At 31.4% G+C, this 23,355-nt stretch carries 21 protein-coding genes; 6 read left to right on the forward strand and 15 right to left on the reverse strand.

What is annotated here, in order from left to right; genetic code table 11:
- The first annotated feature begins 223 nt into the window (after positions 1–223).
- Positions 224–1,378 carry a N(5)-(carboxyethyl)ornithine synthase gene (locus tag ABGB03_RS07270; RefSeq protein ID WP_347926114.1) on the forward strand — a complete coding sequence of 385 codons (1,155 nt, stop codon included), beginning with the start codon at positions 224–226 and terminating at the stop codon, positions 1,376–1,378.
- A gap of 39 nt (positions 1,379–1,417) precedes the next feature.
- Positions 1,418–2,485: a methyltransferase gene (locus ABGB03_RS07275; protein WP_347926116.1), complete on the forward strand. Its 1,068-nt coding sequence runs from the start codon at positions 1,418–1,420 to the stop codon at positions 2,483–2,485.
- 213 nt (positions 2,486–2,698) lie between these two features.
- Here ABGB03_RS07275 and ABGB03_RS07280 read toward each other — a convergent pair whose 3' ends face one another.
- Together ABGB03_RS07280 and ABGB03_RS07285 are read right to left on the reverse strand one after the other, a co-directional pair.
- Positions 2,699–3,373, reverse strand: a complete 675-nt coding sequence (locus ABGB03_RS07280) for a hypothetical protein (RefSeq protein ID WP_347926118.1) — start codon at positions 3,371–3,373, stop codon at positions 2,699–2,701.
- Between the two features lie 37 nt (positions 3,374–3,410).
- Positions 3,411–4,946: a M28 family peptidase gene (locus ABGB03_RS07285; protein ID WP_347926120.1), complete on the reverse strand. Its 1,536-nt coding sequence runs from the start codon at positions 4,944–4,946 to the stop codon at positions 3,411–3,413.
- A gap of 188 nt (positions 4,947–5,134) precedes the next feature.
- Here ABGB03_RS07285 and fumC point away from each other — a divergent pair, with 188 nt between their 5' ends.
- Positions 5,135–6,532, forward strand: a complete 1,398-nt coding sequence (fumC, locus tag ABGB03_RS07290; RefSeq protein ID WP_347926121.1) for a class II fumarate hydratase — start codon at positions 5,135–5,137, stop codon at positions 6,530–6,532.
- Between the two features lie 182 nt (positions 6,533–6,714).
- Here the strand turns inward: fumC and ABGB03_RS07295 are convergent, their stop codons facing one another.
- Both ABGB03_RS07295 and ABGB03_RS07300 read right to left on the reverse strand, forming a co-directional pair.
- Positions 6,715–7,287: a Crp/Fnr family transcriptional regulator gene (locus ABGB03_RS07295; protein ID WP_347926123.1), complete on the reverse strand. Its 573-nt coding sequence runs from the start codon at positions 7,285–7,287 to the stop codon at positions 6,715–6,717.
- A 4-nt stretch (positions 7,288–7,291) separates the two neighbouring features.
- A complete protein-coding gene (locus tag ABGB03_RS07300) occupies positions 7,292–7,984 on the reverse strand; it encodes an aspartate/glutamate racemase family protein (RefSeq protein ID WP_347926125.1) in 693 nt (230 codons plus the stop codon).
- 120 nt (positions 7,985–8,104) lie between these two features.
- On the opposite strand from ABGB03_RS07300, the gene hutI reads away from it, so the two are divergent.
- Entirely contained in the window at positions 8,105–9,343 is a 1,239-nt protein-coding gene (gene hutI, locus ABGB03_RS07305) for an imidazolonepropionase (protein WP_347926127.1), read from the forward strand.
- 55 nt (positions 9,344–9,398) lie between these two features.
- On the opposite strand, the gene ABGB03_RS07310 is transcribed toward hutI, so the two are convergent.
- Positions 9,399–10,289 (reverse strand): chromosome partitioning protein ParA, encoded by an 891-nt coding sequence (locus tag ABGB03_RS07310; RefSeq protein WP_347926129.1) that lies wholly within the window; start codon positions 10,287–10,289, stop codon positions 9,399–9,401.
- Positions 10,290–10,701: 412 nt separating this feature from the next.
- On the opposite strand from ABGB03_RS07310, the gene ABGB03_RS07315 reads away from it, so the two are divergent.
- Together ABGB03_RS07315 and ABGB03_RS07320 are read left to right on the forward strand one after the other, a co-directional pair.
- Entirely contained in the window at positions 10,702–11,658 is a 957-nt protein-coding gene (locus tag ABGB03_RS07315; protein ID WP_347926130.1) for a bifunctional helix-turn-helix transcriptional regulator/GNAT family N-acetyltransferase, read from the forward strand.
- 61 nt (positions 11,659–11,719) lie between these two features.
- The gene (locus tag ABGB03_RS07320; protein ID WP_347926132.1) at positions 11,720–12,280 is read left to right on the forward strand and encodes a VTT domain-containing protein; all 561 of its coding nucleotides are present in this window, start codon (positions 11,720–11,722) and stop codon (positions 12,278–12,280) included.
- 6 nt (positions 12,281–12,286) lie between these two features.
- Here the strand turns inward: ABGB03_RS07320 and ABGB03_RS07325 are convergent, their stop codons facing one another.
- The 10 genes from ABGB03_RS07325 to ABGB03_RS07370 form a co-directional block, all read right to left on the reverse strand.
- Positions 12,287–12,772 (reverse strand): hypothetical protein, encoded by a 486-nt coding sequence (locus tag ABGB03_RS07325; RefSeq protein WP_347926134.1) that lies wholly within the window; start codon positions 12,770–12,772, stop codon positions 12,287–12,289.
- Positions 12,773–12,826: 54 nt separating this feature from the next.
- The gene (locus ABGB03_RS07330; RefSeq protein ID WP_347926136.1) at positions 12,827–14,521 is read right to left on the reverse strand and encodes a hypothetical protein; all 1,695 of its coding nucleotides are present in this window, start codon (positions 14,519–14,521) and stop codon (positions 12,827–12,829) included.
- A gap of 73 nt (positions 14,522–14,594) precedes the next feature.
- Entirely contained in the window at positions 14,595–15,131 is a 537-nt protein-coding gene (locus ABGB03_RS07335) for a hypothetical protein (protein WP_347926138.1), read from the reverse strand.
- A gap of 6 nt (positions 15,132–15,137) precedes the next feature.
- Positions 15,138–15,449: a hypothetical protein gene (locus ABGB03_RS07340; protein ID WP_347926140.1), complete on the reverse strand. Its 312-nt coding sequence runs from the start codon at positions 15,447–15,449 to the stop codon at positions 15,138–15,140.
- Positions 15,450–15,467: 18 nt separating this feature from the next.
- Positions 15,468–16,703, reverse strand: a complete 1,236-nt coding sequence (locus ABGB03_RS07345) for a DUF6638 family protein (protein ID WP_347926142.1) — start codon at positions 16,701–16,703, stop codon at positions 15,468–15,470.
- Complete coding sequence (locus ABGB03_RS07350) at positions 16,703–16,987, reverse strand: hypothetical protein (RefSeq protein WP_347926143.1); 285 nt, start codon at positions 16,985–16,987, stop codon at positions 16,703–16,705. The genes ABGB03_RS07345 and ABGB03_RS07350 overlap by 1 nt, the downstream gene beginning before the upstream one ends.
- Positions 16,987–18,954 carry an AAA family ATPase gene (locus ABGB03_RS07355; protein ID WP_347926145.1) on the reverse strand — a complete coding sequence of 656 codons (1,968 nt, stop codon included), beginning with the start codon at positions 18,952–18,954 and terminating at the stop codon, positions 16,987–16,989. Before ABGB03_RS07355 ends, ABGB03_RS07350 begins: the two co-directional genes overlap by 1 nt.
- Before the next feature lie 84 nt (positions 18,955–19,038).
- A complete protein-coding gene (locus tag ABGB03_RS07360; RefSeq protein WP_347926147.1) occupies positions 19,039–20,097 on the reverse strand; it encodes a hypothetical protein in 1,059 nt (352 codons plus the stop codon).
- Positions 20,098–20,166: 69 nt separating this feature from the next.
- Positions 20,167–21,507, reverse strand: a complete 1,341-nt coding sequence (locus tag ABGB03_RS07365; RefSeq protein WP_347926148.1) for a microtubule-binding protein — start codon at positions 21,505–21,507, stop codon at positions 20,167–20,169.
- Positions 21,508–21,697: 190 nt separating this feature from the next.
- Positions 21,698–23,044: an outer membrane protein transport protein gene (locus tag ABGB03_RS07370; protein ID WP_347926150.1), complete on the reverse strand. Its 1,347-nt coding sequence runs from the start codon at positions 23,042–23,044 to the stop codon at positions 21,698–21,700.
- Between the last annotated feature and the right edge of the window lie 311 nt (positions 23,045–23,355).

The raw sequence follows: 23,355 nt of genomic DNA on the forward strand, positions 1-23,355 counted from the left end.
TATAGCAGATTTTAATATTGTATCTTTAGCATAGTATTATTTATCTCTTCGCATCACTTCAGCGAATTGTTGAGGCTTTGTTTCTAAACCCTTATTTTTTGATTAATGCAACACTAGTTAACAACTTAATGACTGTTTACTAGAAAGTAACTATCTAATAGTAATTTTAATCTTACGCTTTGCTAATGTCATTAGTCTGCAATCCGTTTTAACTAAAAAACATATGGCTTTATTAAAAATGGGTGTTATTGGAACTTCAAAAAAAGAAGATGAAAGACGTGTGCCTATCCACCCTGAACATTTACAAAGACTTCCAGAGTACATTCGTAGACAACTTATTTTTGAAGAAGGCTATGGCTTACCTTTTAATATCGAAGACAAGGAAATTAGCAACTTAACTGGTGGAATTGCGGCACGTAGCGAAATATTATCTAATATAGGCTCAGCTATTATTGCTAAACCTATTTTATCTGATTTAGAAGATTTGAAAGATGGAGGCACTATTTGGGGTTATCCTCATTGTGCACAACAAATGCAAATTACACAAACAGCTATAGATAAAAAATTAACCTTGATTGCTTTTGAAGATATGTATGTATGGCATCCTAATGGCCAAATGGGGAGACACACTTTTTACAAGAATAATGAAATGGCTGGCTATAGTGCCGTAATACATGCATTGCAACTAAAGGGAATAGATGGTCATTATGGAAATCAAAGAAAGGTGATCATTTTTAGCTTTGGTGCAGTAAGCAGAGGTGCTATTTATGCTTTAAAAGCACATGGTTTTAGAGATATTACGATTTGTATTCAAAGACCAGATCATGAGGTTAGAGAAGAAGTTTTAAATGTACACTATGTTCGAGTTAGAAAGGGACGTGGAAACGAGCCACGTCTAATTGTAGTTGAACATGATGGTTCAGAACGACCATTATTAGATTTAATACATGAATCTGAAATAATAATTAATGGTACCTATCAAGATACAGATAATCCTATTGATTATGTTAAAGAAGATGAAAAAACGATGCTTAAACCTGGAACTCTCATTATAGATGTTAGTTGCGATGAAGGCATGGGATTTTATTTTGCTAAACCTACATCTTTTAAAAAGCCCATGATAGAGATTGATAATATTCATTACTATGCTGTAGATCACACACCCAGTTACTTTTGGGAAAGTGCTTCTAGATCTATTTCTGCTGCATTGCTTGTACATCTACCATCTGTGGTGTCTGGTCGTGATAGTTGGAATGAAAATAAGACGATTAAAAATGCTATAAATATAGATAAAGGAGTCATCGTAAAAGATAACATTTTAAGATTCCAGAATCGCAACTCCAATTACCCTCATACAATAAATGAGCTAGTAAAGTAAGAAGAGTTATTTGGTTTTATGTGAACAGAAAAACAAACAATGATTATAGATATAGAAATAAACAAGCCAAAACCTATTGAAATAGATAAAGCAATAAAATTGTTTAAATATGGAACAAATGTCAAGTCTACTATTAAAGCCTTAGAAGCTGGTAAAACTATATTAATAACAGAGTTTTATAATAATGGAATATCTCTTCTTCAAGATTTACACAAGTATTTGAAAGTAAAGCTGCCAAACAAATCTTTTCAAGAGCAACGTGAATACCGTTCTGCATATCAGAAACTTTCAAATCTTATTTTAATTGAAATTATTGACCAAAAATTGTTTGTAAAAAAATCTCCAGCAATTGGTTGGTTAGAAGAATTTTATCCTGATAATAATAATTTCTTATTAACCTTTCCTCAAATACAAGGACTAAATAGTGCTTGGCAATGGTACAAAAATGGAGTTTCAATTCCTGTATTACGCAATAAAATACATCCATATTACGGAACATACTTTCCTACACGCTTCGATCATTTAAACCTTTTTGACAAATGGTTGAAACGCTATAAAGGACCAAAAAAAACAGCAATAGATGTTGGTTTTGGTTGTGGAGTACTTTCTCTTCAAATGATAAAGTATGGTTTTCAAAAGATATTTGGAACAGAAATAAATTATAATGCGGTTTTTGGATTAAAAGAATCTATGGGAGATACAAAGTTATCTCGGAAAATAGAATTAGATTTTGGATATCTTTTTGGAAAGTTTGAAAAGCAGACTGAACTAATTGTTTTTAATCCGCCTTGGTTACCAGAATCTCATAATCTAGATGCTATTGATAAAGCTATTTATTACAATGAAAACCTTTTTCCTGATTTTTTTGCAGATGCGAGAAAGCGACTTTTACCAGAAGGAAAACTAGTACTCTTATTCTCAAATTTAGCTCAAATAACCAATGTCAAAACAGAGCATCCTATAGAAAAGGAACTAGCTGAAGGTGGGAGATTTCAATTAGAAAAATGCTTTAAAAAAAGAGTGCAAGTTGCATCAAATAAAACGAAACGCAACCAACATTGGCGTTCTTCTGAACAAGTTGAGCTTTGGGTTCTTACGAATAAGTGAGTTTTTGAAGTTTAAAAATCTATGTGTTTGTATAAGGCTTGGCGACTAAGTCAATAATTTATCTATGCCTACTAATTTATTTTATTAGCATATAAAATTTAATCCGCAATTTTACAAGGCACCAATACAGTAGGAAATTTCAAATTTATTAACAGGATATAAACTAATGAATTTGAACTTACTTTTTTTAGATAATTAATTTAGAACATAACCTTAGTTATCACATGATTCAACATAGGAAGCATAATCATCCTTGCACCAACCTTTATAATTTTCCACATCACTTGACGGATAAATAGCATCCATATCATCTACTTCTATACATTTAAGATATTCATTTCCGTGAGCAAACATAGCTCGCATCTTAGAGTTGTTCCCATTTTTTAAGTTTAAACTTGTCAAGCGATTATTATAGCCATATAATACTTCTAAATTGCTATTCTTAGACAAGTTTAGACTTGTCAATAAATTACCTCTGCAACCTAAAACCTTAAGTTTTTTATTGGCTATTAAGTCTAGATTTTCAATTTGATTATCATAGCAATAAAGCGTTACAAGCTCTTTATTATTTACAACGTCTAAATTTTTGAGTTGGTTATCGTGACAATCCAATTTTTCTAGATTTACAAAACCTTCAATTCCTTCTAAAGATTCTATGTTCTTTGAGCTAACATTCAAAAACTTTACACTTTCAATTTCATTAATCTGAATTTCATTATCACCATTTAAATCAATTGTTGCATCTCCCTTACCATCTCCATCTGTATCTACATAATTAGAACTTAATAATGCATTTTTAAAATTAATATCTGGAATAATAACATTTCTTTCATTACATGATACTATTAATAAAGTAAATACTAAAAAAAGATAGCTTAGTTTTTTCATTTCTTAATGGGTTTAATTTATTTACGAAATCACAAAATTAGTTCTTAGTCTTTCTAGGCACCATCGCTTCATTTTCAGATAACTTATAAATTGTCCAAGCTAAAATAACCGCATTCTTCATAATATCCTCTTCTGGCACATATTCTAACACGTCTAATTGTGTATGGTGCGTCACATTATGATATGCTAATTCATCTTGTATAAATTGAAATGCTGGAATGTTATAATGATCAAATGTTTCATGATCTGTGGACAAGGTGTTTTCAATGGTTAAAGCACCTTCACTTAAGTTAGCGATAGGTTCAAATACATTTTCAAAAACTGGTCGTGCTAGTTCATTTTTTTGTAAATACAAGCCTCTAATAGCTCCTGCTCCATTATCTAGATTTAAATACGCTGAGATTTTCTTTGAAGCATTATTTGGTTTTTCTAACAAGCCACCAAAATGCTGTCTTGCATAAGCAGCCGACCCTAGAAAGGCTTGCTCCTCTCCTCCCCAAAGCCCCATTTTTAGGGTTCTTTTTGGTTGATAACCAATAGCTTTTAAGATACGTAATGCTTCAACTAACACTACACTATTTGCGCCATTATCTGTTGCTCCTGTACCCGAATGCCAAGAGTCGAAATGTGCACCAATTAGTATCGTTTCAGACTTTAATTTAGAATCGGTGCCTGTAATTTCACCAATAATATTGACGTTGTTTTCTGGTTCATTATAAAATTCGGTCTCTAGATTCAATCGAACTTTTGGAATAACGCCTAGTTTTATCATTCTTGCTAATCGTCCAAAATGCTCAGGCATAATAGCAAAGTATGGTAAAGGTTTTAAAACACCTTCTTGATAATAATATGTGCCATCAGGATGTAATATTCCCAATAAAATAGAACGAGATTTTAACACAGCTAGAGCTCCTTCAGCTTCTACAAATTCTAAAAATTCTTTATCATAAACATCACTTGTTTCCCATCCTTTAAACAAATCTGGTAAAGGTGTTTGCTTAGTTTGTGGAACCAGTTTGTCTTCCATTTTATCTAACTCCTCTTGAGTATAGCGTTTAGATACATCTTCAGTTAGCGACTTCCTTGTTGGTTCAGAGCCTAGTAAAATTACTTTCCCATTTAATTTTCCTGCGTATTGCTTTCTTATGGCATCCATACTTCTAAAACTCTTAATATGTACCACTTCTCCTTCTACTATGCCATTACTGCTTTTAGCCATTGCTAGTGGATAAGCATTAATGTTCATAAAATTTGGTGACGTCATTTCTACATTAAAACTCTTCATACTCCAACCTCGACAATTATCGCAGTAATTTTCAAAATGTACATTTTGTAACCCTAATGTTTTCATTTTATTAGAAATCCAAGTTGCAGCAGCAAAATACTCTCTAGAACCAGTTAAGCGATGTCCATAAACTTCTGTAAGCTCTTCTAGCATAGACATAGCTTGTGTATTTAAAAAGCCTTCGGTTCTTATTTGAGCTAAAACTTTTTCGTCGTTATTAGTTTGAGAATAACCATTAGCTATTATTCCAATAAATATTAGGATGAAGAGAGTGTTCTTAAATTTCATGATGAAGTTGATTATCTGTTTTTAATTATAAAGCCGAATATAAGCTAATATTTATTTAATGCACAATATCATTTTATGATTATAGTGTTTAAAACTTTATAAATATATCCATAAATCTATGGCAATTGACATGAAAAATGTTAGTGAAATGCCGTAAATTTGCAACTTAAATTAAATCATCACAAACAATGAGTTACAGAATAGAAAAAGATACGATGGGTGAAGTTAAAGTTCCTGCTGATAAACTTTGGGGAGCTCAAACAGAACGTTCAAGAAATAACTTTAAAATTGGAACGCCAGCATCCATGCCTATAGAAATAGTCTATGGCTTTGCCTATTTAAAAAAAGCTGCAGCATATACAAATTGTGAACTTGGTGTGCTACCAATTAAAAAACGTGATTTAATTGCTCAAGTGTGTGATGAAATTTTAGAAGGAAAGCATGATGCACAATTTCCATTAGTAATTTGGCAAACAGGCTCAGGAACACAAAGTAATATGAATGTGAATGAGGTTGTTGCAAATAGAGCTCACCAAATTGCTGGAAAAGTCATTGGCGAAGGAGAAAAAACGATTCAACCTAATGATGATGTAAATAAATCGCAATCGTCTAACGACACCTTCCCTACTGGAATGCATATTGCTACATATAAAAAAATTGTAGAAACGACTATTCCAGGAGTAAAACAATTACGTGATACCCTAAAACAAAAATCTGAAGCATTTAAAAATGTAGTTAAAATTGGTCGTACACATTTAATGGATGCTACACCATTAACACTTGGTCAAGAATTTTCTGGTTATGTGTCTCAATTAGACCACGGATTAAAAGCTCTGGAAAATACCTTATCTCATTTAAGTGAATTAGCTTTAGGTGGTACTGCTGTCGGAACTGGTTTAAATACACCAAAAGGTTATGATGTCTTGGTTGCTAAATATATTGCTGAATTCACTGGACTACCTTTTATAACAGCTGAAAACAAATTTGAAGCTTTAGCTGCTCATGATGCCATAGTAGAATCTCATGGTGCTTTAAAACAATTAGCAGTATCATTAAATAAAATTGCGAATGATATTAGAATGATGGCCTCTGGACCACGAAGTGGTATTGGCGAAATTATTATTCCAGCCAACGAACCTGGTAGCTCAATTATGCCAGGAAAAGTAAATCCAACACAGTGTGAGGCGTTAACTATGGTATGCGCTCAAGTTATGGGTAATGATGTCGCTGTGACAGTTGGTGGCACTCAAGGTCATTACGAGTTGAATGTTTTTAAACCAATGATGGCTGCAAATTTATTGCAATCTGCTCAATTAATAGGTGATGCTTGTGTAAGTTTTGATGAGAATTGTGCTATTGGTATAGAACCAAATCATGCCGTAATAAAACAATTGTTAAATAACTCTTTAATGTTGGTAACAGCATTAAACACGAAAATTGGTTACTATAAAGCAGCTGAAATTGCTAATACTGCGCATACAAATGGAACTACTCTAAAAGAAGAAGCGATACGGTTAGGGTATGTTACTGCAGAAGATTACGACGAGTGGGTAAAACCTGAAGATATGGTAGGAAGCTTAAAATAGCATAGTAATAGATAAATATAACCATCTTATATTATTACAAAAAGCAGGTAAACATTAAGTTTCCTGCTTTTTATCAATTGGTTAGTTAGCTATTAATCTTCTTAGGATTATTATGTAATATGAAAGCATAAAAATATAGTTCCTAATTCAATTACAAATTAACATATGTTTATAAAAATCAATTAATTCATTTTTTTTCTAATTCTGCTTAATTGTACAGGTGTAATGTTTAAAAAGGATGCAATTTGAAATTGAGGAATTAGATCATCGATATTTGAAATACTCTTTCTTAAGTTTTTATATCTTTCAGTAGCGTTTAAAGTCATTAACTCTAAGTTTCTTCGCTCATATTCTATAAATATTCTTTCAAGAATACTGTTGTACAAATTAGAAAACTTAATATCTATTTTACTCAGTTTTAAAAAAGTTTCGAAATCAACCTCAATTACTTTACATTCGGTAAGTGCTTCATAAGTTAATTTTGATGGCTTGTTAGTGATAATTGCAGTTAATGAGCCGACAAAAGATCTTGGCGCAAATATTTTTTTATTATGTTGCTTACCAGATTCTGAATTAATATACGCTCTCATAATACCAGAAATTAGCATATATACATTTGTTGAAGCAATCTCTCCTTCTTTAACTATTACTTCGTTTTTTTTTAATACTTTATATGAAGAAATATTTGTGAGTTTTTTAAAAGTCGTTTCATCTACTTCGGTAAACGAGTTTAAAAAAACAAAGTTAGCGTTCATATTGTCACAAAATTAAAGCGCTATTAAATGCTTCATTTGCATGAATCATTGTAGTATCAAATACAGGAACCGAAACATCTTCTTGTTTAATTAATAAAGGTATTTCAGTGCAACCCAAAATTACACCTTTTGCTCCATTAGCAATTAATTTATCTATTATTTGCAAATAAATTTGTTTAGATGCATTATTTAGAATGCCTTTTGCTAATTCAGAATAAATCACATCATGTATTACTTCCCTTTGAGCCTGATCAGGAATAACTACTTCAATATTGTTAGAAATCAATATATCCTTAAAAAAATCTTTTTCCATTGTGTACCTTGTTCCTAAAAGAGCTACTCTATTAATTTTTTGAACTCTAATTTTTTGAGCAGTTGCTTCGGCTATATGTATAACAGGAATTGTAACAACTCTTCTTACTGCATCAATAGATAAGTGCATCGTATTGGCACAAATAATTATAATATCTGCTCCTGCATTTTGCAAACTTTTACCAGCTGTCTCCATTATAGTATCCAATGTCACCCAATCATCTTCCGATTGAAGTTTAGAAATTTCACCAAAATCTAAAGAATGGATTATTGTTTTACACGAATGATTTCCTCCAAATTTCTTATTTGCTAAATCATTTAAAATTTGATAATATAAAATAGTAGATTGAGGTGTAATACCTCCTATCAATCCAATAGTTTTCATTAAAAGCTGTTTAATTATTTTTTACATCTTCACAAATAAAGCAATTAATTTAAAGATACCTTATCAAGCATCATAATTTATTCTAAATTTATAGTTCGAAACAGATTTCTACAAAAATAAATGACGACACTAATAACAAATATTAAAGAATTACTTCAAATACGAGATATAAATATCAAGAAGGTTTCAGGAAATGAGATGAACCATTTGCCAACCATTAAAAATGCTTTTGTTGTTATTGAAAATGATAGGATTTTAGATTTTGGAGAAATGAAACATTTACCAAACATTCAAGCAGACAAGCAAATTGATGCCAATGGTAAAATGGTATTACCTAGTTGGTGTGATTCACACACACATATTGTCTATGCTGGAAATAGAGAACAGGAATTTGTTGATAGAATTAATGGTTTGAGTTACGAAGAAATTGCTAATCGTGGTGGTGGTATCTTAAATTCAGCCAAAACATTACAAGAAACTTCCGAGGATGATTTATACAATCAATCCATTCCTCGTGTAAAAGAGGTTATGAAATTAGGTACAGGCGCAATTGAAATTAAATCTGGCTATGGATTAACTATCGAAGCAGAACTCAAAATGCTTCGTGTTGCAAAAAGAATTCAAAAAGAGTTTCCAATATTAGTTAAAACTACTTTTTTAGGCGCTCATGCATTGCCTTTAGAATACAAAAATAGAAAAGACGATTATGTAGATTTGGTAATTAATGATATGCTCCCAAAAGTTGCTAATGAACAACTAGCAGATTATATAGATGTTTTTTGTGAAAAAGGATATTTTTCACTAGAAGATACCGAACGTATATTAAACGCTGGAATGGCATATGGTTTACAAGGAAAAATTCATGTAAATCAATTTAATGCTTTTGGTGGTGTTACACTTGGTGTAAAACACAAAGCTTTATCTGTAGATCATTTAGAAGAATTAAATGAAGAAGATATTATAGCCTTACAAACTAACAACACTATTCCTGTGGCTTTACCTTCTTGCTCTTACTTCTTGAGTATTCCTTATACACCAGCACGACGACTCATAGACGCTGGTTTACCACTTGCTTTGGCAACCGATTATAATCCAGGTTCAACACCAAGTGGTAATATGAATTTTGTAGTAAGCACTGCCTGCATAAAAATGAGAATGACACCTGAAGAAGCTATTAATGCAGCCACCATAAACGGTGCTTATGCCATGGGATTATCTAATGAATGTGGTAGTATTACTAAAGGAAAAAAGGCAAATCTTATCATAACAAAGAATATTCCTAGTTATGGGTTTTTACCTTACGCCTTTGGAAATAATCATATTGATACTGTTATTTTAAATGGTGAAATTTTAGCATAAAAAAAGCCTTAACACGAATGCCAAGGCTCTTTTCTCCAACCAATTAAAAAGTCATCTATTTTAATATAAATTCTGTAGAAGATACAAGATTTTTTTGGTCAAATACGTTAACTACATAACGTCCTTCTCCAAATTTATCTGCACCTCTTGCGTCTACAAATTCGCATACATCAAGGTTTCTAGCTTCATAATTAAACTTGCTAATTAAGCTATAATTTAAGGTTGTTTCCCCAAATTGAATTTGTTCATTTAACCCTAACACATTACTTTGCGGATCTAATACCTGAACAAAAAATTCTTTATCACCTTTTTCCACTAAGTTGTTTTTAGCAACTGTATAGCATACTCTAATTTTGTCTACTCTTCTAGCTCTTTCCATAGGAACTAATTTTCCAGAGGTACGTACTAATACGCCATAACCTTCCAATTTAGCAGCTGTTAATACTGCCGCATTTTCAACGATGTCAGCTAATTCAGAGTTTTGAACTAATAAAGAATCGTTAAACATAGTACTCGCTTCTAACTCAATTTTTGTGCTATCTAAAGAAGAGGCTAATAATACGTTTTCAACTTTCAACGAATCATTTTCTGCTAAAATTACATCCATTTCAGATTGTAGTTCTAAAAATTTCTTTTTGTACTTCCATAAACTTCTTACAGAGTTATCAGAAACCTTAAGTGAATCCATTAATCCTTTAATACGCTCTCTAGCTTCTACTAATTTTTCATTTGCAATCTTGTTTTCGCCAATTGCTACATCAAATTGAGCAGCCATGTTGTTAAGATCTTTTAATACAAGTTCTTTTTCTTGTGTTAATTGTTGTTTTGTGTCTACGCCTTCGTTATATAACGAATACGAGTAAAATGCTGTACCTACTAGTAATAATACTGCGATACTTAAAATTACTTTTAAGCTTCTATTGTTGTCTGCAGTTTTGTTTTCCATAATTGATAATTGTTTTGTTAAATGCTCTATAAATCTAATTAAAACTTTAATGCTTGTAATTGTAATGAGTAAAAAATTATAATCATGTAATTAACAATTACTTTCTATTAACTCATTCATGCAATATATACGACAACTTAAAAATTTTGGATGTCTTTAATGTTTAAGTAACTATATAAAATGTAGTTGAAAATTAATTAAACACTTGTAAATAAAGCATTAACGATTCTTTTTATTTGTAATAAAAGTTTTGTTAAAATAATGAAAATGGCTTTTGAAACTTTAATTATAATCGAGATTTTTGCTTTATTTATTGTAAAAAGCATCTATTAATCATAAAACTATAACTCTACTTGTACAATTCATAACTATTGCATAAATTTGAATAAGTACTTATATAAATATTAATGTTATGGATGCTTTAAGAGGATTAGGTGAGTTAGGTTTGGGGTCAAGATTAAAAAGGGTAAGTGAATATGTAATGAAAGAAACACAAATTGTTTATGACTACTTTAATATAGGCTTTGATCCTTACTTATTCCCAATATTCAAAATTATAGCCCATAAAAAGGGAGTTACAAATTCTGAGATACAAAACTCTTTGCAATTTACTCAGCCAGCTATAACACAAGCAATAAATAAACTAAGTAACAAAGGGTTAATAATATATAAATCTGATAAAATAGATAAACGAAAAAAAATAGTTCATTTATCAAAAAAAGGAAAAGATTTATTAAAAACAATAAAACCCATTTGGAAAAGCATAGATATTGTAATTAAAGAATACACTTTAGAAACCTCAAGTTCTTTAATTGAACATCTAAATTCTCTTGAAAACAAATTAAACACTAAAAGTTTTAGTGATACAATAATTAAACATATCAAAATGAATTCTTCAAAGATACAGGATATAGAAATTACTTCGTTTAAAAAGCAATACTCCAAAAACTTCTATGAACTAAATATAGAATGGCTGCAAACCTTTTTTTATGTTGAACCTCTAGATGAAGAAGTACTTAGTAAACCTGAGACTTATATTATAAATAAAGGTGGTCATATTTTCTTTGCCAAATTAAACAACCAAATAGTTGGTACCGTAGCTTTAATGCCTATTGGAGAAAATGGTTTGTTTGAGCTTACTAAAATGGCTGTTTCACCTGAGCACCGAGGTTTAAAAATTGGACAACAATTAATACAACATTGTATTGATTTTGCTAAATCGATTGGGTTACCAAAACTTATTCTCTATTCTAATACTGTATTGGAAAATGCAATTTATATCTATAGAAAGTATGGTTTTATTGAAATACCTGTAGAAGCTAATAGTCCGTATAAACGTAGTGATATAAAAATGGAATTAAATTTTTAGGTTTATTTAGTAAAGACTGTAACTTTTTTTAAATAACCTCGTCGTATTTGAAACCAAAGTTATGTCACCAAAATTGCAGCGAATACTTAAGTGGACTTGGATAAGTATTATTACTATATGCATAATAATGTACTTTATTGACTCTTCCTTTTTTTCGAATGAATCCATCGCTGCATTCATTAGTAAATTTAGTGGTTATGCGTGGACAACTTATTTCTTAATTCATCTATTTAGAGGTTTTGTATTATTACCAAGCACACCACTTGTTTTTGCAGGAGTTATTCTTTTCCCAGAACATTTAATTTGGGTACTCATTGTTTCTTTATTAGGGATTATTGGTTCTTCGCTGCTTATATATTTCTTTTCTGATAAACTTGGTTTTTCTAGCTTTTTTGATAGTGAAAGTCGTAAGTTAAAAGTTGTAAAAGAAAAACTTTCAAGCAAAAACGGCTTTATTTATATTCTACTATGGTCGTTTATACCAATTGTACCAACTGATGTTATATGCTACGTATCTGGTGCGTTACGTATAAAATTACCAATATTTATTATTTCTTTATTTCTAGGAGAGTTGGTGTTGTGTTCTATTTATATATTCGGAGCGTCTTATTTTATTAATTGAATTAACTTATTCCTTTTTCATAAAGACATCTAACTCTTTACAATATTTCTCATTCCTTGAACAAAGGATGCTCAATGTTTCTATTGTAATTTGCTTTAAATAAGCGTCATTAGGCTTAATATTATTAGCTAATTTAAATTCATAATAAGCCCCTATTATATTACCAGATTCAAGACGGTGTTTACCTGATTTCATTAAAAAAATAAAAGCTTCTTTATCCCTGTATTTGAATATTTCCTTTTTTTGATTATTAACTTCATTCGAATGAATTAGAAACGCATCTTTCTTTGAATAAATAACACTGAAAAACAAACTTATAAGAAGTATACTAATTATGATATAAAAGCTATCATATTGTTTAGAGGGCTGCAATTTAAACTTTCTATCATAAGAATCTGTTGTAGAAAAAGAAGGTATTCTACCCTTAACAAAAGGTTTTTTTGGATTTCTTGAGTAAACCCATCTCTGCATACCAAAACCCATATATCCCATAACAAACCTTTATTTATTAGTCTATTTTGGAAGTGTTCTGTTACAGATTAAGCATTAGTTGTTAGCTTTTTTTAATGAATCAATCTTACGCTGTAAAGCGTCTATTTGTTCTTGATTTTTACTCGAATCAGGAATGGTCTTTATGGTGTCTGTCACTGCTTGAATTAAATCTATATCCACTACTGGTTTTTCTTCGTAATAATAACCTATACCTTCACTTGATCTCCAAGCTTCTGCTAATTGGTCATAGACCGTTTTATCCCATTGACTTGGGTGCTTTACATCAATCCAAACCACATCTCGATATTCACTATCAACTAATGCTAAATCAGGCGTTGCAGAACCATCAAAATTCCCAGAATCTTCTTTTACAGCTGACACTGTTCCTAAAAAAAACATTCGCTTTCTGCCAGCAATTTCTTTAATATAGGGTCTAAACTCTACTGGTTTGTTTACAGACCAATCAAATTCTTTTCGAGACTCAATTATCTTTAAAGGCATTGCAGATACACCAGCGTATCCTTGTTTTTTAGCTGCATGATCGTAGTAATACAATTTGTCTGTACCATCTGCAGGAATAAACACACTAAAAGTTAAACTCGTACGCTCCTCTCCTACTGGTTCTAAACCAAACCAATGGTATAACCCACTATAAGCATCAGTTTCTGAACCTTCAAAGTTGAAATCGGTTACAAATGGTTGCTGATTTTGATCATCTGGTAAATCAGGAATTTTAACAGCTGTTTCCATATTCCAAGGTAGTGGGTCGCTAAAACCTCCCAGAAACTTTAAAGATTCGGCTTGTAATCGTGATACTTTTTCTGACAAGGTGTTTTGCTTTGTTAAAAACGGATAATTCTTCATATCCTCTGGACTCACAAATGTTCCTTTACCAATTAATACTCGCTCAACATAATCACTAAAATCGTGTGCGCCATTTTCAATAATAACCACACCACCAAACGTTGGATAAGGGAAGAAAAAACCTTTCCAATTAATTAAACTCACAACTTGTACCCATTCACCTTCGTCATTTTTCATATAAAAAACATCTCCAGGTTCTGTAGAGAATAATTTTGTGATTCCAAAACGTTGTACAACTGCGTTATAAGTGTTTCTGCTAAACTTTAACGATTCACCAATGGAAAAGGTTACTGGAATTCTATTCTCACTAGAAAATCGTGGAAAAGGTGTTGTACTCGATACCGAAAACACTTCCTCTGTATTATCGCTAATACGCTGCCAAATATATTTTACTGTTGGCTGAATAGCCATTGTCCATTGGTTTACACCATCGACTCTTACTAAATGTGGCAACGATACATCTTTAGTTTCTCCAACAGATTCGTTAGCCATGGAAAAAATATTACGTAGTGGCTGTATACGTTCATTCTGTGTGAGTGGCAAATCATGTATCTCAACTTTATTAAGATTGTTGAATACATTGTATGTTTTCATGTAGTCGTACATTTTAAAATGCCAACCAATAGCGTAGATAATTCCAAAAATCAAGACTAATAAACCTAAAATGCCAATTCGCTTTCCTGAACTTGGTGTTCTCCTGAATTTTTTAAGCAATAAAAACAAAATAGTCCCACATAGTAGAATGACAAATATAAATTTTCTAATGAATAATAAAAATGGTTGGTATTCATCACGAAGAATAAATAATAGCAATAATAGAATAATGCTACCTATAACCGTAATCACTTTTTGTTTCTTTCCTTTGTTCCAGTATTTTTTAATCATAATATTTTTCATTCCTGTGAAAGCAGGAATTTATTGATTTATATGTGGATTCCTGCTTTCGCAGGAATGACAATTACATTAATCCTTTATCTTTCAGTCTCTCACGAGCACTTTTCTTATCTTCTTTTGATGCGTCTTCTACCTTTGGAGTTTCTACTACATCTTCCACGTCATCTTTTGTTGTAATATCATCCAGAAGCTCTTTTCCTTTTTCAATAGTTTCGCTTACCATTTCGGTTATTGTTCCACTTTTTTCGTCTACAATCTTACCTGACTTCAATACAAAGCTTGCTAAGTAAGTTCCTATCAAAGTTCCTACCGTTATTGAGGATAAAGCAGAGATACCATTGTAACTAGTGTATATTTCAAATGGTGATAAAAATTGAATAATTGAACCTAATAATAAAAAAAAGGCTGCTATATAAACTAATCGTGGTAAAAAGGCTTGTTTATATACAAATCCTTTTTTATCATCAGATTTCATTCTTAGTTTTTTACTGTTAAAAACCTTATTGACAAATTTGTACAGTTTATTGCTATTAGATTCTCTCCAGTAGATGAAGATTCCTAACAAAATAGCTGCTATAAATATTACTAAATCAAGTCCCATAATTTCTTATTTAAATTTACCCTTACCCCATTGTTCATGAAGTTCTAAATATTTGTCTTTTGGTTCGCATGTCTTCCAATCTATATCATGCTTCTTACATGCTTTAATATGAAAAACTAAACCTAAAACTTGATGCCCAACAATAAAAATCAAGCTATAATGCTTAACCCAAAAAATAAGCAAAATGCTCATTCCAAAATAAAATACAAACTTGCTATAACGTTTCCATATTGGTTTTACATATTTTCCTATATGAAAAAATCCTATAAACCAAATTGTAACTGATAAAACAATATAAACTATTTGATAGGCACTCATAAAATTAGTCTATAATTTTTAAATATTGTTACTAATAGTCTCAATTACCCAATCTTGGAAGGATTCATTCCAAGTTTCATAAGACTTATAGAACTCTTCTTTATCATACCAATACAAGAATAATACATCTTTTGGTGACACATTAATTAAAAGTCTCCAAATTAAATCATATTGTTTTACATCTAAAGATGAATGTGGTTGGTGTAACGCAAAATAGAAATCTTGATCTACTAAATCATTAATTTTAAAGGCGTTACTTCGTTCCAATCGTTCTAAATAAATCTCTACTCCAGTTACTCGCTTTAAGGCGTTAGCGTCTATAGAATTTAAATAACGACGGAATAATACTTTATCATTTAAAATATCTTTTATAGGATGTTCTGTCTTCTTTAACTCCCCAAATAGCATTACTTTTTTAATACGCTCGTAACGATTATTTTTCACAACCTCATCTAAACTACATTCTATAATTAAATGATCTTTTAACTTATCCATTAATTCAGGTTGAGAAATATGATAAATTAATACATCATGAACCGTATCTTTAATGGCTTCTTTATGGGTAGCTTCATCTTCAAACACCACAATTGGCGAAATAAAGTCACGCAATACATAAATACCTCCAAATGCTTTAGTATAAAATGAATTTGTTTGAAATATAACTGGTTCTAAATACAGTCTACGCTTACGTAAATCTCCATGTTTGTTTGCCGATTCAAGCAATTCTTGATGAATAGTTTCATCTACAAAATTGTTGCCTTGATTAAACTTTTCAACCAATTGTAATTGTGCTTCTTGAATATGGAATAAATTGTTTATTAAATGAAAGTTAATAGTAAATGTATCATACTTTAGCACATCCAATGGTCCAAAGAAAGCATCAATATTTTGGTCAAAATCTATACAAATTGCACAATCTCTAGTAATGTCGTTGATAGCATCACCATGCGTTTTAAAAATAAGTTGCATCATATCTCTATCAAACGTGTGTGTTGGCACATACACAGGTTTTCCTTTTTGCAAAGGAGATATAATGATACCATGAGGGTTAGCATCACCATGGTTAAGATAATGTAAGTCTTTCTTTTCCTCAGCAATTTCAGGACTCCAACCCAAACCGTCAATAGAAAAAGTTTTAAGCTTGGTCTTTTTAAACCCTAATTTTTCTAGACATAGGTTATAACGCTCAACTAATTTCCCGCTAACAGGAATGAGCTCGCTTCTATATAAATTTGCTGCTTTTAGTTTTTGCATTATATATATATCTTAGTAAAAAACATAATAACTAAAAAAGCTAAAACAATCATCTCTATAATGTTTAAAGCCCTTCTATTACTTATTAATAATTGTAAAACGAAGTCGATAAATAAGCAAGAACCAACAATAATTGCAAAAATAATAATACCAAGCATACCCCATCCCTCATAACTATTTAATTGTTTCCAATGAGTGATTCCATAAATAAACAACCACAATTCCAAGACAATCACTGAAGAATTTAAAACAGTCCAAGAATATTTAAAAACTTCTTTCTCCATCAATCATCATTTTCATCAAATTGCTTTCTCGCTTCCAAATCAATATTTAATTGATTCACTCTAGCATCTACTTTACGTTTAAAATCGGTATCTGCAATGGTTGCCACATTATCTAAGTAACGTACTACTTCTTGTCGTCTAATTTCTGAGAAATCCAAACCTTTCATATTTGCTCGCATCAATTCTTGCAACATATTAAACTTAGTATCGTAATCCTTTTTGAAATAGATGTCTGGATTTTCAAACCAATCTTCCTCTAAATCAAAATCGGTTAAACGTAATGATACTGCACTTTGAATGTTTCTAACATCACGCGATGAGAAAAACGGGAATATCTTTTGAATTTCTTTATAAAGGTTAGCGTAAAACAAATGCTGATTTGTTTTAAAGTTTTCCTCAATTTTATCATAAGCTTCAAGTACACGTTCTTCTGTTGGCTTATCTGAAACCTTTAAGATTTCGCCCATATTTTTAGCTAAACCTTGATCTTGCAAATAACTATAATTTTCTGGTCCTTGCATGTTTACAAAATCTGGCATGGTATCATCCAATTTTCGCCACCATAAATGATCTTGGTCTAAAAAGTCATGTTCCGTTCTTGCTCCATCAATTTTAAAACGACCTTGTACACGTGAAATTACTGCTTTATCTAACATTTCAGGAAGATTCGTAAACAACCCAATAGAGCTATTTCCGTAATTTACTGCATAGGCACCTTCGGTATATCTTAAAAACACACCAATTACTTCTTTAACACCAGCAGACACACCTTGAGCAGTACGCTCTTGCAAATTATTTTCGGCATCATCAATTGGTGCGAAAATGAGTTTTGTTGGGTCTTGCAATGGCTTCATCCATTCTACCATTTTCTCAGCTGAACCACCTTGAAATGTACTAATTAACGTATCAGGCATAGGATGGAACAAAAATGGAATATCTAGATTATCACAATGCTCTTTTAGTCGTGTAGCAATAGCCGCAATCAACATACTCTTCCCAGTACCTGGAATTCCGTAACCCATAAACACTGGCATAAAACCTCCAAGCTCTTGAAACGGATTCTTTTTAGCTGTAAAATCGTAACTCAACATACGTTCAGTTAAACGACGTGCAAAATGCTTTGCATCTCTGTTTCCTACTATCTGTTCAAATTGAATTTTATTAAACTCAATACTTTTAGCAACACCTGCAAATACATTTTCCCAACCTGAAACAGCGAAATCTGAACTTTCAAGTTTATAGGTTCTATCAAGAATTGTTTCGGTATATTCCAATGAGCTTTTTCGTAGCTGAATTTCATCTATGAGTGCCTCAAAGTACACGACCGTGAAATCAATCACATCTTTATCAGTCTTTACAATATCTGGATGACTTAAATACTTGTCATAATAGTACAAAGCGCATGCAACTCCTTTTAAAGGCGACATAAAAGACACTTCAGGAATTCCTGCAAACTTGTTTTTCATGACACTTAAATCATCAGAAGCATGAGGTTTTAAATTATGAAGGATATTATACGCAGTAGCAAATAACATAAAAGCAGTTGCTGTGTGCATTTTGCTCTCATATTCACGCTTGCCTGAATTATCTAGAACAGATTTTCGTTCATTTAAACTAGATAAGCCAGACGCATCATAATAACTGTCTTTTATCCAAATTCCTAAAGTCAACCCTTCTTGAACTGCGAAAAGTGTTTCATTTAAATGAACTGGAATTGCTACAGAACCTGGTAGTAGTCTCTTTTTTAATGCTAAAATTGTTTTAGATACCGATGTTACTTCAACGCCTCCATTTCCTCCTTGTGCTCTAGACAAATACAACAATATAGATTCATCTTTGCCATTATTTTCTTTATTTTTTGCACGTTGACCTTGTTCCCATTGTACACTTTTTATATACGACGTTGCTTCATCACGAAGTGCATCAAGTTCGTTTTGTTTAATTGGAAATGTTGAGTTGTGTTCCATATGTTTTAGTGTTCAGCCTCAGTCTCAGTAGTTCAGCTACTATCCTGTACGATAGAAAGCTATGACTATGACTGCATGATTTTCTTATTTATTAATTTTTAAATCAGCCATTTGAATTGGTGGTTTTGCCAACGTATTCATAATGTCTGGTGTTTTATTATATAGCATTTGTATAATGCGATGTGGTGCGAATACATATTGTTGCTTAACAATATCATTCCAGTTTTGAAGGGTTTGTTTACTAAAAAAACTACCCTCTTTAAATTCACTACCTGAAAATACTTCATCAACTTTTAAAGATATTGCATAGGATTCTAATGGTATCTCTTTTTTAGTGATACTATCTAAAATAGCATGCGTAATATCGTTTTGGTCTTTTGCAAATACATTATGTAGAGGTCCTAAATCTATTCGTTTAATGTGTTTAGGAAATACGTCTGGTAATTTTCTGTCTATCGAATAAGCCATCGTATCTAGTGTCATCTTTCTATCTGAAGTCGCTTTTAAAACTTCATATATTTTCTCTTTATAGTCGTTAATTTTACTTCCGTTATAATTGAAATACATAAAACAAACAAAAGGTCTGTTATGTGATACGTCATAAAAGCTCCAGCTAGTCATAAACTCCCCTTGACTCTTCTCTGGTGCATTAATAATTTTACCTTGCACAAAACGATTGAAAATAAATTTTTGCTGTACAGATGTATAATATACAATTGAAGCAGCTTGAAATAATCTACTTTTTTTAATAGGCTGCTTTTTACGCATTAAGGTATCTAAAAACTCTTCTTTTAAAGTTTCAGCTGGAATTAACTTATTTAAATAATCTGCTCTTAATGAGAGGTCGTTGAACAAATAACGAAACTCTAAATAGTTTGGAAAACCTGAATCGGTTAAATCAATTTTCATATTATCCTCTTCATCATACATGTATTTTACACGCATTGCTTCAATAGAATATAATAACAAATCGCAATATTGCTTAAAAAATACTAGCTCTTGGTCGTTACAAATTTGCTGACGTTGCACATTAACAATTAGTTCCTTTAAACTAAAGTCTACCATTTTATGATAAAATACATACTGCTCTTTGGAATCTAGTATGGCAGAATCTAATGGTGTTGCTATGTGATTAATAGACATTGCTATTTAAGAAAGTTATTAATAAAATTAAATAAGAAAAATTGTGCCTCTCGAAAGAAGCACATTTATTTATGATAACAAATCGTCGTCTCCTTTAGGCTTTGGATTGGCTCCTTCACCTCCATCATCTCCAGCTGGATGGTTGTTTTCAGCTTTATAGTATTCTTCAAAAATCTCTTTCATATCGATGCCATAACGATCTGCAAAGTTTTTTTGAATTTCTGCATCTTTCACACGAATTTCTTGTAAAGCTTCGGCATAACTACCATAAACTCCTTGCATTACTTTTTCGTGCACTGGAATATTATCCATCATTTCTTGTCTTGCCTTAGCTGAAGCTGAATGCATTGCTGCTAACGTTTCGCCTATATGTTCATCCGTTTTAACTCCCAAGTGTTCTAATATCGCAGCAAACTCTTGGTCTGTACGTGCTTTTAAAGCCACTATATAACCATCATAATACTTTAGACGCTCTTCAGTATCAGATTTTAATTTGGCTCTGTGTGTTTGTAAGTTACTTCGTAACGACGTTAATACTTTTATAGTTAAGTTATGTTTGTGCACAAAGCTGTCTTTAGATGCAGCTAATGTTGTATAAGCATTTTTCAATCCTTCTAATTCTTCTACTTTCTGCTCTAACTGTGTTACTTTTCCTATTGCTTGAGCATAATCTGCAGACTGCTTATCTACAATTTCTTCAAGCTCTTGACGTGCTTGTTTTAGTAACGCATATTTTTCTTCTAACAAACCTTCTACTTCTTTCTTCTTTTCTAAAGCTTTAGTATGATTTTTTGTTGCCTCTACAATAGCATCTTGAAGTTTGTCTTCTACTTCCTTAATCTCAACTTCACGATCTTTTAAACGCTTAACTGCTGCCTGACTTTTATAAGATAGTTCATTAAGCAGGGTTTGTACATCTGCATTTTCAATACGTTGCTGAAATAATGCTTTTGCTTTATTATCTGCCTCATCACGAGTTTTTTGAGCTGCTTTTAACTCGTCTTGAGCTTTTTTAATTTTACTTTTTCTTCCCCAAAGATTATTCCACCAAGTATCAGGTTTATTCTCGGCATCTTCAAGTTCTACTTTAGCTCTTTCTAGACGTTTAATAGCATTATCGATTATTTTTTGCTCATCACCATTTAAAGATGAAAAGTTTTCAAAAATAATTCCTACTTCATCTTGGTAATCGGTAAGGTCTTTAATAGCATCCAATAAAGACGTTCTGTCTTTTTCTGCCATATGTACAACATCATCTAATGTAGCATTTAATATTTTTTGACGCATTTCTGGGTCATCTTCCTGAGCTAATTTCGATTTCATTGTATCGATAGCTTTTCCCCAGTTTACATCTACTTTTTCCTGTTTTTCGTTAGAATTTGTTTCTAATAAATCAAAATCATCAGACATATTGTTTTGTGTAGTTAAGGTTGAACATTTATTTAGATAAGCAATTTCGTTAAAAATTAGGATTTTAAAAATATAAACCGCTTAAAATATTTGTATTATTTTTTTAGTAAATGTTACAAAGCTTTACATATTAAAATAAAAAAGCGGTTTCAATTGTGTTGAAACCACTTATTCTAATAATAATTAGGTGCTAGTTGTTACTGAAATTATAACTAAAACCTACCATAATCATAGAAGTTGTCATATCGTATGATACTGAAGATTCAGGAATTGCTCCATAAGGATTTCCTGATCCAGCCATCATTGGAGATAGCATTTGTCCTGAAGTTGTACCACCACTAGTTCCATAGTGATAAACACCATCAAAATTTAAATTATCATTCACTTTATAGCTTAAGCCAATTTGAAAAGCATTTTTAATTATTGCAGTAGCTGGTACATTAAAAAAAGCTACTTCATTATTAATTGGGTTCGTACTATAAGTATAGCCAACTCTTAAAGGTATTTTATCAATGCCTTTATACTGAAGTCCTGCAGAAATTATTGAAATATTATCCCAACCAAACCCTGCTACAGATGCTGTTGATGTCCAACCAGTTTTTGAAAAACCTTCAGTGTTTTCGTAGTTAACACTTCTGTAATCTAATGCAAAATCAATAGCTCCAGTTGAATATCCTAAACCAAATGATAAAATTGATGGATAATCCATACTGAATTTACTTGTCGAGGTACTATTATCTAAATACGTGTTTTCAAATTCGAAATCTCCAAAATTTTGTGTTGTTTTATAAGATGCTCCTAGCTTAAATCCAGAACCTGAATCAAAAAACACACCAAATTGCGCACCAAAACCTATTGCTGATGCTTTATTGGTTGATGGGTAACCTGATGAGTTTGGATTAGCCGTTGGATTTGGCATAAGCTCTAAGGTTGCATAATCTATATTTGGTTGCACACCAATAGATAACTTATCAGACAATTCATAAGCGTAAGTGAATCCTATTTGTAACAACATATAATCTGATTCAATATGTCCAAATCCCATCGCTTCTTGAGGATAATTAATTGGATTCGAATCATTCATTGGGTTAAAATCTGGGCTTAAAGGATTATTCTTTTCTTCTAGAAAAGTGACTCCAAAACCACTAATACCAAAAGCTGAAACACCAAAAGTATGTTTACTTTCTGGTTTTCCCCAAACCATCGCTAAAGCTGGCATTAGAGAAACTCCTCTTTCATCCTTTGTAACACCGCTTACTCCTGGTGATCCAGGGCCTAACATATCTGGTGGTAAACTAGAGCGTAATTCTGGTGATGAAAAGAATAAACCTAAATCAAATTTTAAAATCTTTGAATCAAAGGTGCTTATAGCTGCCGGATTCCACTGTAAAGCGCCTGAAATATCTAATGGCTGTGCGGTTGATGCTCCACCCATAGACATATTGACGGATCCTACACCTTGCATAATATGTCCTGCTTGTGCATATATTACTGTTGAAAACAATAATACTACTAGTTTTAAAAAGTTATTTTTCATAATGCTTATAATTAAGTTAGTAATTATGTATATCCATAGAAATAACTATGACTTAATATTCTCGTTAAAATTTATAGTGTGAAGTTAATCTGAAGTTTGCCCAAAAATTATGATAAAAATCACATTTAGAGCCTTATGCAACTTAAGTTACATAAAGAAGAATCGTTTGTAAATTACTAGATGAGAGTTAGGTTTTTATAAGTACGAATTATCTATCAATGTTTATGTAAGTTAACTCTTAAAATGCATTTCATCGATAATTTATTCGTTTTAAGTATTTTAGTAAAATAAATGTTCTATATTTGAAAATG

It is taken from the genome of Pontimicrobium sp. SW4, from assembly GCF_039954625.1.
Classification (GTDB): Bacteria; Bacteroidota; Bacteroidia; order Flavobacteriales; family Flavobacteriaceae; genus Pontimicrobium.

Excerpts from the sequence above, each read along its gene's own strand:
- ABGB03_RS07355 (WP_347926145.1), bottom strand. The coding sequence starts at position 18,954 with ATGGAACACAACTCAACATTTCCAATTAAACAAAACGAACTTGATGCA.
- ABGB03_RS07270 (WP_347926114.1), top strand. The coding sequence starts at position 224 with ATGGCTTTATTAAAAATGGGTGTTATTGGAACTTCAAAAAAAGAAGAT.
- hutI (WP_347926127.1), top strand. The coding sequence starts at position 8,105 with ATGACGACACTAATAACAAATATTAAAGAATTACTTCAAATACGAGAT.
- ABGB03_RS07335 (WP_347926138.1), bottom strand. The coding sequence starts at position 15,131 with ATGGGACTTGATTTAGTAATATTTATAGCAGCTATTTTGTTAGGAATC.
- ABGB03_RS07330 (WP_347926136.1), bottom strand. The coding sequence starts at position 14,521 with ATGATTAAAAAATACTGGAACAAAGGAAAGAAACAAAAAGTGATTACG.
- ABGB03_RS07345 (WP_347926142.1), bottom strand. The coding sequence starts at position 16,703 with ATGCAAAAACTAAAAGCAGCAAATTTATATAGAAGCGAGCTCATTCCT.
- ABGB03_RS07365 (WP_347926148.1), bottom strand. The coding sequence starts at position 21,507 with ATGTCTGATGATTTTGATTTATTAGAAACAAATTCTAACGAAAAACAG.
- ABGB03_RS07340 (WP_347926140.1), bottom strand. The coding sequence starts at position 15,449 with ATGAGTGCCTATCAAATAGTTTATATTGTTTTATCAGTTACAATTTGG.
- ABGB03_RS07275 (WP_347926116.1), top strand. The coding sequence starts at position 1,418 with ATGATTATAGATATAGAAATAAACAAGCCAAAACCTATTGAAATAGAT.
- ABGB03_RS07315 (WP_347926130.1), top strand. The coding sequence starts at position 10,702 with ATGGATGCTTTAAGAGGATTAGGTGAGTTAGGTTTGGGGTCAAGATTA.
- ABGB03_RS07320 (WP_347926132.1), top strand. The coding sequence starts at position 11,720 with ATGTCACCAAAATTGCAGCGAATACTTAAGTGGACTTGGATAAGTATT.
- ABGB03_RS07285 (WP_347926120.1), bottom strand. The coding sequence starts at position 4,946 with ATGAAATTTAAGAACACTCTCTTCATCCTAATATTTATTGGAATAATA.
- ABGB03_RS07370 (WP_347926150.1), bottom strand. The coding sequence starts at position 23,044 with ATGAAAAATAACTTTTTAAAACTAGTAGTATTATTGTTTTCAACAGTA.
- ABGB03_RS07295 (WP_347926123.1), bottom strand. The coding sequence starts at position 7,287 with ATGAACGCTAACTTTGTTTTTTTAAACTCGTTTACCGAAGTAGATGAA.
- ABGB03_RS07360 (WP_347926147.1), bottom strand. The coding sequence starts at position 20,097 with ATGTCTATTAATCACATAGCAACACCATTAGATTCTGCCATACTAGAT.
- ABGB03_RS07325 (WP_347926134.1), bottom strand. The coding sequence starts at position 12,772 with ATGGGATATATGGGTTTTGGTATGCAGAGATGGGTTTACTCAAGAAAT.
- ABGB03_RS07280 (WP_347926118.1), bottom strand. The coding sequence starts at position 3,373 with ATGAAAAAACTAAGCTATCTTTTTTTAGTATTTACTTTATTAATAGTA.
- ABGB03_RS07350 (WP_347926143.1), bottom strand. The coding sequence starts at position 16,987 with ATGGAGAAAGAAGTTTTTAAATATTCTTGGACTGTTTTAAATTCTTCA.
- ABGB03_RS07300 (WP_347926125.1), bottom strand. The coding sequence starts at position 7,984 with ATGAAAACTATTGGATTGATAGGAGGTATTACACCTCAATCTACTATT.
- ABGB03_RS07310 (WP_347926129.1), bottom strand. The coding sequence starts at position 10,289 with ATGGAAAACAAAACTGCAGACAACAATAGAAGCTTAAAAGTAATTTTA.
- fumC (WP_347926121.1), top strand. The coding sequence starts at position 5,135 with ATGAGTTACAGAATAGAAAAAGATACGATGGGTGAAGTTAAAGTTCCT.